The sequence below is a fragment of the Gemmatimonadales bacterium genome (assembly GCA_036265815.1).
In the GTDB taxonomy this organism is placed as follows: domain Bacteria; phylum Gemmatimonadota; class Gemmatimonadetes; order Gemmatimonadales; family GWC2-71-9; genus CAVVWJ01.
Map to the genome: position 1 here is coordinate 1 of DATAOI010000067.1, position 14,311 is coordinate 14,311.

A 14,311-nucleotide genomic window follows, 5' to 3' on the forward strand; every position below is an offset into this window, starting at 1 on the left:
TACCGGTTTTCGAGACCGGCTCCTTCAGCCACTCGGACACCTGTCCTGATGCGATTCGGCTGTGTTCCGGCGGGAAGTCTACATCGTCGCCGTCGACTTTTGCAGCAGCGGCCTCCCGCAGCGCCAAGTCTGGCGGCGAACGCGCCGAGCATGGCCCTGGAGAACCGGCAGCCCCGCATTTCGCCCGTGCAAGGATCAGGAGATCCCGGCCCCTCGGCTCCCATCTACAGTCAATTGAACCACCTACGGCTGAGGCCGGAGGTTGGCACCCGGATTGCCTCATGCGAGCCGCAACCGATGACCACGGCTATGAACGTCTCTCCCCCGGAGTCCTGAATGCTGCGGAAGCTGCTGCCGGCGATGGTACTCGCGCTGCTCACCCTGAGCGGCTGCGGCAAGGATAGCGGCACCCTCACGGACCCGGGTGGCGGTGGTGGTATTATCGGTGGCGGTGGTACCGGTGGCGGTGGCGGAGACCAGACCGGTGGCGACCCGGTGAGCAGCGACCCGGTGACGAACGGCGGCTGGCCCAACCCGGACGGCACCACGCCGACCCCGCAGCCCGTCGATACCACGGTGTTCACGCCCTCGGACAGCGGGACCGCCGGCAGCGGTGGGCTCAGCACCCCTCTTCTGTTCCAGACCTCCGGCGTCGCGCGCTACAATCTGGGCACCTGCGGAGCCAACGGGACGTGGACCGACCCGCAGGGGCACAAGTACGGTCCCCACAATCCGAACTGTTTGCTGTACTACAGCGATGGCCGGCTGGGCAACAACAACAAGGGCAAGTGTGTGTCCTCGTCCCAAGGATATGCCGGGCTCTGGCTGAATCCGGGGGGACATGCAACCCAGCCGTACAGCTCCAAGTGTCTCGCCACGGGCACGTCCACCCTCTCGCTGGCATTGGCTTTTCCGGCCCAGGCCGAGCTCTACACGGCGAACGACGGCTCGGGTGCTCGCATTCTCAACTTCAGCTCGAGCGACACCGTTCTGGCCCAGCTCGTCTACCACGGGCCGGCCGACGGGACCACGACCGGGGCCGGCGTCCTGGTCGGAACGGACACCTTGGTGCCGCCCAGGACCTGGTCCATCGGTTTCGGCCAGCCGGCGCTCAACTACAGCACTGGGGTCCCCAACGGTGATGTGATCGCCGAGCTGCAGGACACGGGCGTCGAAGTCGTGGCCTGCTCATCGGCGGTCGGATGCTCTCTGGTGACGCTCAAACTCTCGACGCCTTAGGCTGTCAGCCGGCGACGGCGGGGCCCACGCTGCCCGCGGACGGAGCTCCGCCTCGCCAACCAGGCTATCCCTGCAAGCCGATGCTGTCGGCAAACATATGATGCCGAGCTCGAGTTCTTTCTAGGTGGCTGCGTGACCCAGGGCCACGCCAGCGAGCCCCCCTCCCAGCACGAGCCAGGCCGAGTTGACCCGGTAACGCGTCAGCAGCACCCAGCTCACAAGTGCGATCGCGATGGTAAGCGGATCGACCAGCGCGGCCCTCGCCAGTTCCCAGGTGACCACCGCCATCAGCGCGAGCGAGGCGACGTTCACCCCGTCGAGCACTGCGCCTGCCGTCGAGGAGCGGCGCAGCCTGGGCACCAGTGGGCCGCTCAGCGCCACGAACACGAAGGCCGGCAGAAAGATCCCGACCGTAGCGACGGCCGCGCCGGGGGTGCCGCCCAGCACGAAGCCGATGAAGGTGGCGGTGCTGAATACTGGGCCTGGGGTGATCTGTCCGACGGCCACCGCATCGAGCAGCTGGCGCTCGGTGAGCCAGCCCAGCCGCTGCACCAGGTCCGCCCGCAGGAACGCCAGCAGGACGTAGCCGCTGCCGAAGAGGACCGCTCCTATCTTGAGGAACACCGCAAAGAGCGGCCACAGCGCAAACGGCGTGGCGCCGGCCGATCCCGAGGCGATCCCGGTCATCGTGAACGCCGCGGTCGATGACATCGCCGGTCGGTCGCGCAGGCGGGCACCGCCGGCCATGACCGCGCCCGCCAGCGCGAGAATAACCAGCTCGTGCACTCCGAGCGCTGCCGCGACCGTGGCCACGGCGCCGAGCATCACCAGCGCGCGAGTCTTGAGCGCGGTCCGCCCCAGTCCCCAGAGTGCCTGGACGATAACAGCGATCACCACCGGCTTGACCCCATACAGCACGCCGGCGGCGGCCGGGAGTGTGCCGAGCCGCACGTAGGCCCAGGCGATCGCGGTGACGATAAGCGCCGCCGGCAGAATGAAGCAGGTGCCGGCCACTAGGAGTCCCGGCCAGCCGGCGCGTGCGTGGCCGATGTGGATGGCCAGCTCGGTGGAGTTGGGCCCGGGGATGAGGTTGGTGGCGCCCAGGTAGTCGAGGAACGCGTCCCGGGTCAGCCATCTCCGGCGGCGCACGACCTCCTCCTCCATCATCGCGATGTGCGCGGCCGGCCCGCCGAAGGCGACGGTTCCGAGCTTGAGAAAGAGACCAGCGAGGGTCGTGAGGGAGGTGCGCTCCTGGCTCGGCTCGCGGATCAGGGGGCCCCTTCCAGTCGGAGTCATCGGTCGGTGGAGCTCGGCGCGACAGCCTCGCCGCCACCCACCGCCCGCTAGAGCGCCTCCCGCCTGCTCTGGAAGAACCGCTTGAGCAGATCGGCGCACTCGTCCGCCATGAGGCCGCCGACCACTTCGGGACGGTGATTCATCCGCGGATGGCGCAGCAGGTCGTACACCGAGCCGGCCATTCCCACCCGCGAGTCGTACGCGCCGAAGATGACCCGGCCGACCTTGGCGAGGACCATCGCGCCGGCGCACTGGGCACACGGCTCCAGCGTCACGTACAACGTGGCGAACGGCAGCCGGTCCTGCCCCACCTTGGTCAGCGCCCGGTGCAGGGCCAACAGCTCCGCGTGCGCCGTCGGGTCCCGACGCTGTTCCGTCTCGTTGTGCGCCTCGCCCAGGATCTCGCCCTCGGCGATGATCACCGCGCCGATTGGCACCTCTTCCCTCACGGACGCTGCCCGCGCCAGGCGCAGCGCGGCCTGCATTCCGGTCAGGTCGCTGGGAGAGGGCGTCCCTCTACGCACTGGCCATCTCGGGCATCGCCAGGCCCCGCGTCAGCCGGAGGTGGTCGCCCGCGCGCTCCACCCTGATCGTGTCGCCTTCGTGGAAGTTGCCCTCCAGGACCTCGAGCGCGATCGGATTCTGCAGCTCGCGTTGAATGACCCGCTTGAGCGGCCGGGCCCCGTAGACCGGGTCGTATCCCTGGACGGCGAGCAGCTCCCGGGCTTCCGGGGTCACGTCCAGCTTGAGGTGCCGGGCGGCCAGCAGCGCATCGAGGTGCCGCAACTGGATGTCCACGATCTGGATCAGGTCCTCGCGGCTGAGCGGACGGAAGACGATGATATCGTCCACCCGGTTGAGGAACTCGGGCCGGAAGTGGTTCCGCAGCTCGTCCCGCACCCGCTGCTCGACCCGGGCCCAGGCCTCATCACCTGTCTGCGCTCCGGCGTCCACGATGTACTGGCTTCCGATGTTGCTGGTCATGATGATGACCGTGTTGCGGAAGTCAATCAGCCGTCCCTGGCTGTCGGTGAGCCGTCCGTCGTCCAGAATCTGCAGCAGGACGTTGAACACGTCGGGATGCGCCTTCTCCACCTCGTCGAACAGCACTACGCTGTACGGCCGCCGGCGAACGGCTTCGGTCAGCTGCCCGCCCTCTTCGTAGCCGATGTAGCCCGGCGGCGCGCCGATCATCCGCGCCACGGAGTGCTTCTCCATGTACTCCGACATGTCGAGGCGCACCATCGCCCGCTCGTCGTCGAACAGAAACTCGGCCAGCGCGCGCGCCGTCTCGGTCTTGCCCACGCCGGTGGGGCCCAGAAAGATGAACGAACCGGTGGGCCGGTTGACGTCGCCCAGACCCGCCCGGCTCCGGCGCACGGCGTTCGCCACCGCGGTGACGGCAAGGCGCTGGCCGATGACGCGGAGTCCCAGCTCCGCCTCCAGCCGGGTGAGCCGCTCGCGCTCGCTCTCCAACATCTTAGAGACCGGAATGCCGGTCCACTTGGCCACGATCTCGGCGATGTCTTCCGCGTCCACTTCCTCCTTGAGGTACTTGGCCTTGGCCTGGACCTCCTGGAGCCGGCGCTGGTCCTCGTCCAGCTTCCGCTCCAGCTCGGGGATCCGGCCATACCGCAGCTCGGCCGCGCGTTGTAGATCGCCCCGGCGGGTGGCCTGATCGACTTCACCGCGGAGCCCCTCCACCTCGGACTTGATCCGCTGGATCTCGCTGATCGCCTGCTTTTCCGACTGCCACTGGGCCTTCATGCCCGCGCTCTGCTCCTGCAGCCGGGCGATCTCCTGCTCCACCGCCTCGCGGCGCTCCTTGCCGGCGCGATCCTTCTCCTTGAGCAGCGCCTGGCGCTCGATCTGCAGCTGAACGATGCGGCGTTCTACCTCGTCGATCTCCTGGGGGAGACTGTCGATCTCGATCCGCAGCCGGCTGGCTGCCTCGTCCACCAGGTCGATCGCCTTGTCGGGCAGGAAGCGGTCGCCGATATAGCGATCGGACAGCGTTGCCGCTGCCACCAGCGCGTTGTCGGTGATGCGAACGCCGTGATGCACCTCGTACTTCTCCTTGAGGCCGCGGAGGATCGCGATGGTGTCGCTCACGCTCGGCTCACCCACCAGCACCGGCTGAAACCGGCGCTCGAGCGCGGGATCCTTCTCCACGTGCTTACGGTACTCGTCCAGCGTGGTGGCGCCGATCACGTGCAGCTCGCCCCGCGCGAGCGGAGGCTTCAGCATGTTGCTGGCGTCCACAGCGCCCTCGGCCGCGCCCGCGCCCACGATGGTGTGCAGCTCGTCGATGAAGGTGATGTACCTGCCCTTCGCCTCGGTCAGCTCCTTCACCACCGACTTGAGCCGCTCCTCGAACTCGCCCCGGTACTTGGCGCCCGCCAGCAGCTGCCCGATGTCGAGCGCCACCAGCTCGCGATTGCGCAGCGACTCGGGGACGTCGCCGTTCACGATCCGCTGCGCCAGCCCCTCGACAATCGCCGTCTTGCCGACTCCCGGCTCCCCGATCAGGACCGGATTGTTCTTGGTCCGGCGGGAGAGCACCTGCATCACCCGGCGCACTTCTTCGTCACGGCCGATGACCGGGTCCAGCTTCCCGTTGCGGGCCATGTCGGTGAGGTTCCGGGTGTAGCGCTCGAGCGCCTGGTACTTCTCCTCTGGCGATTGATCGGTCACCCGGTGGGAGCCGCGCACCTCCTGCAGCGCCGCGCGGAGATGATCTGCCGACACGTTCTGCTCGCTCAAGAGCGAGCGTGCGGTGGTGCCCTTCTCGTCGGCCAGCGCGAGCAGCAGGTGCTCGGTCGAGACGTACTGGTCACCCAACTGCCGGGCCTCCGCCTCGGCCCGGTCGAATACCCGCTGCACTTCGCGGCTGAACGTGGGCTCCCCCCCGCCGCCGGCCTGAGTGGGGAATCGGGCGATTTCTCGGTCGGTGGCTTGCGACAGCGCCGTGACGTTGAGCCCGGCCTTCTGCAGCAGCGGCTGAACGACGCCTTCGGGTTGGGCCAGCAGCGCGGCAAACAGATGGGCATCATTGACGACAGGATTCCCCCGCTGCCGGGCGGCCTCGCCGGCATCGCGGAAGGCTTCCTGGGCCTTCAGGGTCAGTCGTTCTGGTCGAATCATGCAGAGCCTCGTGTTAGGTGCGGCCCCCGAGGGCAACCACCGTACCTGGAATCTCTGCCGATCTGGCAGTCAGCCCCGGCACAACGGAAGAGGGATAGCCCGGAAGGCTATCCCTCGTTTACTGCTGGCTGGTGACCTTCCGCTGGGCGATCATTTTCCGGGTATACCGCTCGCCGTCGACGGTGAGCTGGTAGTAGTACACCCCAGGGGTGGCCTCTCGCTTACCGTCCAGGTACTTCCCATCCCAGTAGGCGAGGTATTCCCCGCATTTGAGCGCGAGACTGTCCAACCGCTCCGACGACCCGCCCAACCTGGGCACCGCCACCACCTGTACCAGCACGTTGTAGATCTTCAGGCTCACCACCGGCTGACGTCCCCCGGTACAGACTTCGGGATCGATCGTGAACGGGATCGTCGTCGCCGGGAAAAATGGATTGGGGTAGTTCTCCTTCAGCTCGACGCGCGGCGGTGAAACGTTCGCCTGTGCAGCCACCGGGGAGCCCACCCCAACCAGTAGCCCGAGCCACCACCCCGGCCGCACCATCCGGACCATGGGCGCTCCTCTTCACACAAGTTGTCGAACGGTAAGCACCTCCGCGATGTCGGAGCGCAAGACGGGTATGTACAGGGAAGATGGCGGCGGCCGAGTCGGGGTGTCAAGCGTTCCGAAGATGCCTCACGTCTCCCACTCTGACGGTGATGCCCCGGCCGTCGGCCCATTCGAGCAGCGGGATCAGGTACTTCCGGCTGATCCCCAGCCGGTCGCGCAGCGCAGCCGGCACGATGTCCCCAGCGTGCCCCAGCTCCACCAGCGTCTGGCGAAAGTGGTCGAGTGCCCCCCGGGCGTAATAGCGGTCGCGCTCCACGGCCTCGACTCGGCCGCTGGCCGCGGCCAGCCGCAGTACCGCGCCCACGTCGGCCCGTCCGCTCTGGCGCTGGAGCTCGGCCAGACTCGGCGGGCTCAGGTGGGCGGCCTCGACGAGGCCGACGATCCGGTCGATCTCCTCCTCCCCACCGGCGACCCGCGGTGCGAAGCCCGCCAGCGCGGCCAGCCCCTCGAAGATCCGAATCCGACCGGGGGCGGACAGCTCGGCGAGCGCCGCTTCAACCAGCGACTCGGACCCGTCGAGCGACCGGCGCAGCGTCTCCAGCGGCATGCCGCGATCGCTCGGATGTGAGCGATGATACGCCTTGAGGACCTCCAGTGCCCGCGCGGCGATCGCCTCGACCACTCCCGCGCCAAGCCAGAGCTCCCCCACCCGCCGCGACGATGCCTCCCGGGCGGCGCTCTCCGCCGCGCCACGCGGGACTCCAAGTATGATCGGGAGCGCCGCCACCGGTATGCCGCCGGGATGCCGCTCGAGCAACGCGCCGAGTCGCTCGGCAGGGCGCCGGGAAGCGAGCGCCACGGGCCAGGTGCTTCGTCGGCCAGGAGGCTGGGGATCCAGCACCCGGCCGCCGCCGATCGTGGTCACCGGGCTGTAGCTCCGGAGCACGAAGCGATCCTCGCCCCGGGCCACCAGTGGCTCCTCCAGCCTGACCCGCGCGAGGCCGCTGCCGCCGGGCTCGATGGACGCGCGTGGTATGACCCGGGCCATCGCTTCCGCCGTCCCCAGATGGAAGCGTACCCGGGTCCGGTTGACCAATGGACGAGGCGCGTCCGGCTGGAGCGTGATCTCCACATCGAGCGCGCTGGCAGGAAGCCACGCCGAGCCGGGCGTGACTACCATCGCGCCCCGCTGCACATCGCTGCGCTCGATCCCCGCGATACCGAGCGCGGTGCGGGCGCCGGGCTCACTCCGGGCGAGGGAGCAGCCGTAGGATTCGATCGAGCGCACCTTCCCCTCCAAGCCGGAAGGCAGCAGCAGCACCGGATCACCCATGGCGACGCGGCCGGACCAGACCGTGCCGGTGACCACCGTGCCGACGCCCGCGACCGAGAAGGCACGGTCGACTGGCAGCCGGAAGAGATCGGCCACCGAGCGCTCTGGCAGCTCCGCCGCCAGGCTGGCCAGGCGGGAGCGGAGCTCCTCGATCCCTTGTCCCGTCTTCGCAGAGACGGCGATGGGAGCCTCGAAGCCGACCGATGAGGACGCCAAGCGCTGCGCGACCTCCGCCATCACCAGCTCGAGCCACTCGGGCTCGACCAGATCGGCCTTAGTGAGCACCGGGATCGCGGCGCGGATGCCGAGCTGCTCGAGCACCGTCAGATGCTCCACCGTCTGGGGCATGATCCCTTCGTCCGCCGCCACCACCAGCAGCGCCAGGTCGATCCCCGACGCGCCTGCCACCATGGTGCGCACGAAGTCTTCGTGCCCGGGTACATCGACCACACCCGCCACCAGATCGGCCCCGAGCGGCAGGGGCGCAAAGTTGAGGTCGATCGTGATGCCGCGCCGGCGCTCCTCCGCCAGCCGGTCCATCGGCCGGCCGGTCAGCGCCGTGATCAGGGCCGACTTCCCGTGGTCGATGTGGCCCGCCGTGCCCACGATCATGCGGCGGCCCAGGATCGGCGGGTCCAGAACTCGAGGGCCGGAAGCTCGGCCTCCTCCGCGAGATGATGACGGATGTAGCGGGCCAGGAGCCGCCGGTGCGCCGCCGCGTGCTTTGCGTCCAGCAGCGGAAGCGGTGCCTCGGGATCCAGCAGAGCAACGAGATCCGCACGCGCCTGCTCGGGAAGCTGGGTGGCGCCGACCTGCGCGGCGCAGGTGGAGCAGAGCGCTCCGCCTTCTCTGGCGTTGAAGGCGAGCGGCCCTGACGGGAGCAGCCGAGTCCCGTCACGGATGCAGGCATCGAGCGACGGAGCGAAGCCGAGCACGCTCACCAGATGCCAGAGGCTGCGGAAGCCGAGCGCCTCGACCTCCCCCCTCGGCGCGGTCTCCAGCCGTGCCAGCGCATCACGAAACAGATCGAAGCTCTCGGGATGCCGGTCCGCCGGGGCAAAGCGGAGCATCACTTCAGCCAGGGCCGAAGCGGTGGCGTACCGCTCGAGATCGGAGGCGAGGCCATGGAAAAGGTGGGTCAGGTCGAACGCGGTGAGCACGTGCAGCTCGCGGTGCTCTTTGGTGAGAAACTGAGCCTGCCCCTCGCTGAGGACCTGGAGGGCGGCCCCGAACCGACTCCTGGGTCGCAGCGCGCCCTTGGCGATCGCATTCTGGACCCCGAGCTCCCGGGTGGCCAGGCGCACCACCTTCGAGGTCTCGCTGTAGCGCACCGTCGAAAGCACGATCGCGCGAGTGGTCACCAGGGGCATCGGCTTACTCCGGGGGGATCTGCACCACGGCCGCGCCGGAGGGGCAATCTCCCAGGGTGATGGTCCGCAGCTCGGCCAGGTCGGGGCCCAGGACGTGAGCCTTCCCCGGCCTTCCGGCCCGGCACGGACCAGCTTCGATGGCGTAGATCCGGTTTCGGCTGTCCACCGCCACGGCCGAATTGGAGGGGATCGGCACGCCGTCGCCCGCCCCGCGCACCACCTTGTTGCTGTCGGTGTCGAACACCAGCAGCCCCTCGACGTAGGAGCTGGCGTAGACCTTGGAATCGGCATCGGCGGCGACGCTGCCGGGGTTGGCGCCGAAGCCGGAGAAGCTGGCGGTCTCGACCCGGGCCACCGGATCCACGATCGAGAGCCGCCCTTCGTCCTGGTTGGAGCTGCCCGTGCTCATGACGTACATGAGACCGTTCACGGCAACCGTGGCGAACCCCGCGTTCCCCGGCCCAGTGAGCGGAATCGAGTCGCGGCCGGAGGCCAGCTTGTTGCTCGCCGGGTCGACCACGCTGAGCCAGCCCGGCCCTATGGTGACCAGCGTATCGTCCAGCTTGCCGCTCAGGACGAACAGCCTGCCCCGGGTGAAGATCAGCCCTCGCGGGTGGCGGCCCACCACCAGCTCCGCGGTGGTACCCTCGAGGTAGTTCACCCGCGAGACGCTGTTGAGGTTGGGATTGGCCACGTAAGCGATCGAGTCGTCGATGACCGCCGAGCCGGTCGCGCCGGAGCTGTCCGGCAACGCCACCCGCCGGACCACCGCCCGCGTCCGGAGGTCCACCACGGCCACCGCATCGGCCAGCCCGAGTGGCACGATGGCCATGGCCCCGCGAGCGGAGACCCCGGTGGGGGTAGACCCGGTCCCGCCGAGCGGCACCGACGCCGCCGAGGACGGATCATCCACCGGCACGATGCTGAGCGTGTTGGCCGTCCGGTTCACGGCGAGCAGCACCTCCTGCGGCTCCGGCAGCGGCGCGTTGGTATCGGCGCAGCCGGCGAGGAGAGCGACGCTGAGCGGGAGCGTGGACCACCGTGGGTGACTCATGGGATCTGAAAGATGGGGGTATCGGGGAGGGTGCGGCCAGGTCTCACTCGGGAGGGAGGTCTCCCTCGGGTGACTCACCCGTGCGGAGCGGTACCACCTGGGGCGAGCCGTCCGCCCAGGTGGTGACCGCGACCGGCCACTGGAAGACCCGCCCCAACGTCTCCCGCGTGAGCACGGCCCGCGGCATGCCCTCCGCCACCACCTGCCCGCCGCTCAGCAGGAGCATGTGATCGGCGAAGCGGGCGGCGAGATTGAGGTGATGGGTGATGACCAAGCCGGCGAGTCCGCCATCCACCAGCCGCCGGATCAGCTCGAACAGCTCCATCTCGTGCCGCACGTCGAGGGAGGCGGTCGGCTCGTCGAGCACCAGGGCGCGCGGCTCCTGGGCCAGTGCCCGCGCGACCCGCACCCGCTGCCACTCCCCGCCGGACAGCGAATCGGTGGACCGGTCCGCCAGCTCCACGACGTCGCATCGCTCGAGCGCGGAGTGGACTGCCGCCCGATCGGCCGCGCCGGGCGCGGACCACGGCCCCAGTCTGGCGTAGCGCCCCAACATCACGGTCTCCTGCACCAGGAGTGGAAACGCCACCTCCTCCCGCTGCGGAACGACCGCGACGATGCGCGCCAGCTCACCCCGGCGCCATTCCCGCAGCGGGCGGCCCTCGACCAGCACGGTCCCCTGCTCCAGCGGCAGCAGTCCCGAGAGTGCGCGGACCAGGGTCGTCTTCCCGCTGCCGTTGGGCCCCACCACCGCGACCAGCCGGGCACCAGCCACCGCGCAGCTCACGCCCTCCAGCGCAAGGTGGGGAGACGGGCCATAGCGCACCGTAAGGTCCCGTGCTTCCAGGATCACGCCAGCGTTCTCCGCAACAGCAGCGCGAACAAGGGAACGCCGACCAGCGCCGTGATCACCCCGACGGGGAGCTCCAGTGGCCGCACCACGGTGCGCGATACGACGTCGGAGAGGACCAGGAAGCAGCCGCCGGCCACGAACGCGATCGGCAGCAGGGTGCGATGGATCGGGCGGGAGACCATGCGGACCGCGTGGGGCACGACGAGCCCGACGAATCCGATGATCCCACAGGCCGCCACGCTCGCGGCCGTGAGCAGCGCGGTGCAGAGATACACCAGCCGCCGGGTGCGCTCGACCTCCGCTCCGAGGTGATGCGCCGGCTCCTCGCCCAGGGCGATCAGGTCCAGACCCCGCGCGCTCAGTCCGATCACGATCAGCGGCGGCACGGCGTAGCTGGCGAACACCGCCAGCGCCTGCCAGGAGGCGGCACCGAAGCCACCCAACAGCCAGAGAAACGCGTTCCGGGTGGTGGCGGAATCGGAGACCACGATGATGGCGCTCATGAGCGCTCCGGCGAATGCTCCCACCACCACGCCCGAGAGCAACAGCACCCGCGGGTCCAGCCGGTGACCCGCCACCAGGCTCAGCCGGTAGACCAGGGCCACGGCGGCGAGCGCGCCGAGAAAGGCGGCGAGCGGCACAGCCCAGGGACCCGCCGCGCGGCTCGCGATGGCCAGCACCGCGCCGAGGCCCGCGCCGCCGGAGAGTCCCAGCAGGTACGGCTCGGCCAGAGGATTTCGGATCATCGCCTGTAGGGCGGCGCCGCACACCGCGAGGCTCCCGCCGACGAGGAAGGCGAGCAGCACCCGGGGCGCCCGGAGCTCGCGCACGATGACGCTCGCCTGGGCATCCGGCCGGTGGAGGCCGGCCCAGACCTCGCCAAGCGAGAGCGGCACCGTACCCGCGCCGAGTCCGATCACCAGGCACGCGGCTACCAGCAGGGCCAGCAGCGCGACGCGCGGGCCGCTCACCGGGATGCGCTCCGGATGCGCGCCGCCAGCTCCCGCACCGCCACCGGCGCCCGCGGACTCGGCCGGTTGAACTCCGACCCGGTGATCCTGAGGAAATGGTGCTCCCGGACCGCCCGGACCACTTGCCACTCGGGTCGCGTGGCAAACGACGGCGGCCCGTCGGTGGTGGTCAGGATGAGATCGGGATCTCTCACCGCCACGGCTTCGATGCTGACCGTGCCGGCGGTCTTCCGAAGATCGGCAAAGAGGTTCCTGCCGCCCGCGCGCTCCACCAGCTCGTTCAGGAAACTCTGGCCGATGGTCATCGGCGGCTGCTCCCATACCAGGAGGAGCACCTTGGGCCGGGGTCCGCTGACTCGAGGCGCCGCCGCAGCGAGTGCGGTGTCGAACACGGCGATGACCGAATCGGCGCCGCGCATGTGGCCGGTGAAGCGTCCCAGCAGTCGGCCGACGCGCCCCACATCACTCAAGGCGTCGGTGTTGAGCCGGAGTGCCGCGACGCCGAGCCGCCGGAGCCGCGTCGCGGCCGGCGCGTTCTGGGCGGAGTTGTAGAGGATGACCAGATCGGGATGGACCGCGAGGATGGCCTCGAGATTGGGATTGATCCCATCCCCGAGATTGGTGACTGCGGCGGCCGCCGGCGGATAGTCACACCAGGTGGTACGCCCGACTAGCGCCTCCCCTGCCCCGATGGCGAAGAGGAGCTCGGTGGTGGCCGGGATCAGCGAGGCGATTCGGTGGGCCGGCGCGGGCACCGTCACAGTGTCGCCTGCGTCGTCCACCAGCCGAAGCGAGCCCGTGGGCCGCGAGGCGGCGCGGCACCCGCCGGAGGCGAGACCCAGGACCAGCCCCGCGGCCACCGCGCCGAGCCCGAGAACGCGAAGCGCGAGAGACCTGCTCACCGTGCCCCGCTCCGGTTCGCCAGGGACGATGCCAGCTCGTCCTTGAGCCGGGCCCGCTCGGACTGATACCGCTGCCACTCCTCGGTGGGGGTCTCCTGCTCCTTGCCGGCGTAGCGCGCGTCCAGCATGGCGATGGCGTCGAGTGCCGGCTCCAGCGCTGGCGCCGGGGCGGGCTGACGGAGAATCCGCCAGGCCGCCAGCACGAGCGTTAGCCCGACCGCGGCCACCAGGCCGGCCAGCAGGGTGACCGGGGTACGGGGCAGCAGGGGCAGGTGAAGGCGTACGGAGCCGCCTGGCGGCACCACGCCGGTCCAGCGGAGGAACGATCGGCCTTCGATGACCTGGCTGTCGGCCAATGCCAGCGTGCCGCCGGACACCGTAGCGCCGCGCTCTTCCACCAGCAGGTTGACTCGCCCGCCGGTGCGCCCGATGGGGAAGTCGACCACCGGGCGACCCGGTGGGATCAGATACTCAAGGGAGAGCTGTTTCTGTCCCGGCGCAATCGGCGCGGAGACTAGCGCGGAGTCGTGCTGGCGGCGGACGGCCTCGGGAGAGACATCGCTCTCGCCCAGCTCGAGACCGGTGCTGGCGGCCGGCAGCGGCAGGCTCCAGGAGGCCCGCAGGCTATCCGGCGCCACCCGGGCCCGGAGGCCCGAGTTGAGCAGCACGACCAGATCCAGCACCGCGCGCGACCCATTTTCGCTGGGCCGCGGCACCACGATGTGCCGGGCTTCCAGGGTGACCGGCGCCGAGCTGGAGGTGTCGTACACCGCCAGGGCGATGGCGGTGTCGGGACGGGCGGGGTTGGTATGGACGGGGGTGGAGAAGTATTCGATTCCGCCATACCGCGCGCTCAGCAGGTAGATGGCGGTGGTGTCGGCGCGGAAGCGGAAGCGGAAGCGGCCCCGCGCATCGGCGCGGGTGGAATCGACGGCTCCCTGGAGCTGCCGGCCGACCCGGTGGAGCAGCACGCGCGCGCCGGCGAGCCGGGTGGTGTCCCGTTCGTGGGGGACCACGACCGATCCCGCCACCAGGGTCGAGGGGGCCGGGGTCTGCGCCGCTGCCGGCCGTGCCCCGCCCAGTCCGAGCAGCAGTGTGACGAAGAGCCTACGGATTGAACTTGCCGAAATCCTGCGGGTCCATCTTCTCGAGGTAGTCTTTGAGCTTGTCGGCCTCGAGCGAGGGATCGGGAGAGGGCTCGTCGGTCTCGACTCCGCTCTGGTCCAGCAGCTGGTCGCTGGTGAAGATCGGCGCCCGCATCCGAAGCGCGAGCGCGATACTGTCCGAGGGCCGCGCATCCACCTGGAAGACATGGTCTTCGCGCCGGATGAGGAGCTCGGCGAAGTAGGTGTTCTCCTTGACCGCGCTGATGACCACGCGGCGGAGGTCGCCGCCGAGGCCGACCAGGATCTGCTTGAGTAGATCGTGGGTCAGCGGGCGCTGCGCCTTCATGCCCTGGAGCTCCATCGCGATGGCGCTGGCCTCCGCGGGGCCGATCCAGATGGGGAGCACCCGGGTGCCGTCTTTCTCCCGGAGGATCACGACCGGTGTGTTGGTCGTGCGGTCCAGGCCCAGGTGCGCCACCGTCACTTCGATCAT

General features: G+C 69.6%; 13 protein-coding genes. 1 reads left to right on the forward strand and 12 read right to left on the reverse strand.

What is annotated here, in order from left to right:
• The first annotated feature begins 336 nt into the window (after window positions 1-336).
• Window positions 337-1,239, forward strand: coding sequence for a hypothetical protein (locus tag VHR41_14920; protein ID HEX3235489.1), 903 nt, complete (start codon window positions 337-339; stop codon window positions 1,237-1,239).
• 120 nt (window positions 1,240-1,359) lie between these two features.
• Here VHR41_14920 and chrA read toward each other — a convergent pair whose 3' ends face one another.
• The 12 genes from chrA to VHR41_14980 all read right to left on the reverse strand — a co-directional run bounded on the left by chrA (window position 1,360) and on the right by VHR41_14980 (window position 14,311).
• Entirely contained in the window at window positions 1,360-2,535 is a 1,176-nt protein-coding gene (chrA, locus tag VHR41_14925; protein HEX3235490.1) for a chromate efflux transporter, read from the reverse strand.
• A gap of 47 nt (window positions 2,536-2,582) precedes the next feature.
• Window positions 2,583-3,059 (reverse strand): tRNA adenosine(34) deaminase TadA, encoded by a 477-nt coding sequence (gene tadA / locus VHR41_14930; GenBank protein ID HEX3235491.1) that lies wholly within the window; start codon window positions 3,057-3,059, stop codon window positions 2,583-2,585.
• The gene (clpB, locus tag VHR41_14935; GenBank protein ID HEX3235492.1) at window positions 3,052-5,679 is read right to left on the reverse strand and encodes an ATP-dependent chaperone ClpB; all 2,628 of its coding nucleotides are present in this window, start codon (window positions 5,677-5,679) and stop codon (window positions 3,052-3,054) included. Before clpB ends, tadA begins: the two co-directional genes overlap by 8 nt.
• A gap of 118 nt (window positions 5,680-5,797) precedes the next feature.
• On the reverse strand, window positions 5,798-6,232 hold the full coding sequence (locus tag VHR41_14940) for a T9SS type A sorting domain-containing protein (protein ID HEX3235493.1): 435 nt from the start codon (window positions 6,230-6,232) through the stop codon (window positions 5,798-5,800).
• Window positions 6,233-6,335: 103 nt separating this feature from the next.
• Window positions 6,336-8,174, reverse strand: coding sequence for a selenocysteine-specific translation elongation factor (gene selB, locus VHR41_14945; GenBank protein ID HEX3235494.1), 1,839 nt, complete (start codon window positions 8,172-8,174; stop codon window positions 6,336-6,338).
• Complete coding sequence (recO, locus tag VHR41_14950; GenBank protein ID HEX3235495.1) at window positions 8,171-8,932, reverse strand: DNA repair protein RecO; 762 nt, start codon at window positions 8,930-8,932, stop codon at window positions 8,171-8,173. Before recO ends, selB begins: the two co-directional genes overlap by 4 nt.
• Before the next feature lie 4 nt (window positions 8,933-8,936).
• Window positions 8,937-9,986, reverse strand: a complete 1,050-nt coding sequence (locus VHR41_14955; GenBank protein HEX3235496.1) for a hypothetical protein — start codon at window positions 9,984-9,986, stop codon at window positions 8,937-8,939.
• Window positions 9,987-10,029: 43 nt separating this feature from the next.
• Window positions 10,030-10,839 (reverse strand): ABC transporter ATP-binding protein, encoded by an 810-nt coding sequence (locus VHR41_14960; GenBank protein ID HEX3235497.1) that lies wholly within the window; start codon window positions 10,837-10,839, stop codon window positions 10,030-10,032.
• Window positions 10,836-11,810, reverse strand: a complete 975-nt coding sequence (locus tag VHR41_14965; GenBank protein ID HEX3235498.1) for an iron ABC transporter permease — start codon at window positions 11,808-11,810, stop codon at window positions 10,836-10,838. Before VHR41_14965 ends, VHR41_14960 begins: the two co-directional genes overlap by 4 nt.
• Complete coding sequence (locus VHR41_14970) at window positions 11,807-12,712, reverse strand: helical backbone metal receptor (protein ID HEX3235499.1); 906 nt, start codon at window positions 12,710-12,712, stop codon at window positions 11,807-11,809. The genes VHR41_14965 and VHR41_14970 overlap by 4 nt, the downstream gene beginning before the upstream one ends.
• Window positions 12,709-13,728 (reverse strand): hypothetical protein, encoded by a 1,020-nt coding sequence (locus VHR41_14975; protein ID HEX3235500.1) that lies wholly within the window; start codon window positions 13,726-13,728, stop codon window positions 12,709-12,711. The genes VHR41_14970 and VHR41_14975 overlap by 4 nt, the downstream gene beginning before the upstream one ends.
• A 91-nt stretch (window positions 13,729-13,819) precedes the next feature.
• Window positions 13,820-14,311 carry a bifunctional nuclease family protein gene (locus VHR41_14980; protein ID HEX3235501.1) on the reverse strand — a complete coding sequence of 164 codons (492 nt, stop codon included), beginning with the start codon at window positions 14,309-14,311 and terminating at the stop codon, window positions 13,820-13,822.

Coding starts and splice junctions, on each gene's coding strand:
- VHR41_14980 (HEX3235501.1), bottom strand. CDS start 14,311: ATGATCGAAGTGACGGTGGCGCACCTGGGCCTGGACCGCACGACCAAC.
- chrA (HEX3235490.1), bottom strand. CDS start 2,535: ATGACTCCGACTGGAAGGGGCCCCCTGATCCGCGAGCCGAGCCAGGAG.
- VHR41_14955 (HEX3235496.1), bottom strand. CDS start 9,986: ATGAGTCACCCACGGTGGTCCACGCTCCCGCTCAGCGTCGCTCTCCTC.
- VHR41_14940 (HEX3235493.1), bottom strand. CDS start 6,232: ATGGTCCGGATGGTGCGGCCGGGGTGGTGGCTCGGGCTACTGGTTGGG.
- clpB (HEX3235492.1), bottom strand. CDS start 5,679: ATGATTCGACCAGAACGACTGACCCTGAAGGCCCAGGAAGCCTTCCGC.
- VHR41_14920 (HEX3235489.1), top strand. CDS start 337: ATGCTGCGGAAGCTGCTGCCGGCGATGGTACTCGCGCTGCTCACCCTG.
- selB (HEX3235494.1), bottom strand. CDS start 8,174: ATGATCGTGGGCACGGCGGGCCACATCGACCACGGGAAGTCGGCCCTG.
- recO (HEX3235495.1), bottom strand. CDS start 8,932: ATGCCCCTGGTGACCACTCGCGCGATCGTGCTTTCGACGGTGCGCTAC.